Origin of the sequence: Tenebrionibacter intestinalis, from assembly GCF_016632365.1 — a bacterium.
Lineage (GTDB): Bacteria > Pseudomonadota > Gammaproteobacteria > Enterobacterales > Enterobacteriaceae > Tenebrionibacter > Tenebrionibacter intestinalis.
Genome location: NZ_JAEPBH010000123.1, coordinates 1 through 1,411 on the forward strand (window position 1 = coordinate 1; position 1,411 = coordinate 1,411).

General features: G+C 50.3%; 3 protein-coding genes. 1 reads left to right on the forward strand and 2 read right to left on the reverse strand.

Going from position 1 to position 1,411, the window contains the following annotated elements:
* The coding region (locus tag JJB97_RS17975; protein WP_238715442.1) for a SymE family type I addiction module toxin at positions 1-208 on the forward strand (208 nt) is incomplete at its 5' end.
* A 238-nt stretch (positions 209-446) separates the two neighbouring features.
* On the opposite strand, the gene JJB97_RS17980 is transcribed toward JJB97_RS17975, so the two are convergent.
* Positions 447-710, reverse strand: a complete 264-nt coding sequence (locus JJB97_RS17980; protein WP_238715443.1) for a hypothetical protein — start codon at positions 708-710, stop codon at positions 447-449.
* The coding region (locus JJB97_RS17985; RefSeq protein ID WP_317981581.1) for a VENN motif pre-toxin domain-containing protein at positions 694-1,411 on the reverse strand (718 nt) is incomplete at its 5' end. The genes JJB97_RS17980 and JJB97_RS17985, both read right to left, overlap by 17 nt.

Below are 1,411 nucleotides of genomic sequence, written 5' to 3' on the forward strand. Positions count from 1 at the left end.
TTCTAAAGCACAGCGACAGTTAAAGGTCGGTTACGTCAGCATTAATCACACTGACCGGCACACTGGCGCGAGCCGCTATTACAGCCGCAGCCCCGTTCTTAACCTCAAGGGCAACTGGTTACAGGAGGCGGGATTTGATTACGGCCAGCCGGTTATCGTCACCGTTGAGCAAGGAAGACTGATTATCTGCCTTGCAGGAACGGAGTGACACGGTTTATTGATTTACCAGTCCCGGCCAGTGCGCTGGGGTTTTTGTTTTATCGGGGGTGTCGGGGCTGCGCCCTGACCGATAGCAACACGCGTTTTGGAGGACGGCCACAACGTGGCGGTTCAACAAAACATACCCTGTCCCGCAGTTGAGCGGTAAAACCGTGCTCGGCCGTGACAACAGCGCAGCAGACCACAGGCGAAAAAAATCCCGGCACAATGGCCGGGACTTGACGGGATCATTCAGGATTTGATGGCGGCGATTTTCGGGCTTTACGTTCGTCTATTTTTGCAAATAACCATGACCTAAAGGCTGCTGCTGTTCCCGCAATGACACTCGCAACCAAAACATACTTAATGTCTTTTTGTTCTAATCCCACCGCCTGATTGATAATTAGCTTTACTATAATTAAACCTACAGAGAAAAAAATCAAACAGCAGAACACCATGTAAGCGATGCTTAAAAGAAGCAACCCAATAGTAACGTTATTTTTCCTTTTCATTTATTCCATCCTTAACAGCGTTACTAATAAACTCGCCACCAATTGCGCCAATAATATCACCAACAGGCGCTGAACCTGCACCCAAAACAGGGTCAAAAACGGGTGGAGCGATAAGGCCAACGGTAGTACCAAATAACCAACCGGCGCCAGAGCCAGTTAAAGAACCTTTATCAAGCCCATCGGTAAATATGGCACCACCTTGTGTAATAGCCAAGTTAGTCCAGATACCACGCCCGGGGGCCAGCGCCCCTGTCACTCCTGCTGAAATACTTCCCTTATAATCCCAGCTTTTGTTCTCATTACCCGGCTGACTCAGGTCAAACCACTGGTAAGTACCATTAGCAATTTCTGCAATGATTGCACCGCTCACCACTTTACCGGCTGTCGCCGCTGGCCCGATATACCAGGCACCGGTAATCAGTGCACCATCGACATAACCATCCACTATCACTTTCGTAATATTCACGCCATCCGGTAAATCGCCTTTTGTCGCCTTGTCCAGTGCGGCTGCAACATCTTCTGATGATGCTCCACTTTGTATCAGCGTCGTACCCAGCGAGGTCTGAGCCTGACCGTAATCAGAAAAACCTTTCCCAAGATTTAACGTGTTGTTTTCGAGCGACGTTTTTCCTGCCTGCGCCCCCGCCACTGCATCTGCTGTGCTGTCACCGGCAATGCCACCGACCAGCCCGGCCGCCAGT

Excerpts from the sequence above, each read along its gene's own strand:
- JJB97_RS17980 (WP_238715443.1), bottom strand. The coding sequence starts at position 710 with ATGAAAAGGAAAAATAACGTTACTATTGGGTTGCTTCTTTTAAGCATC.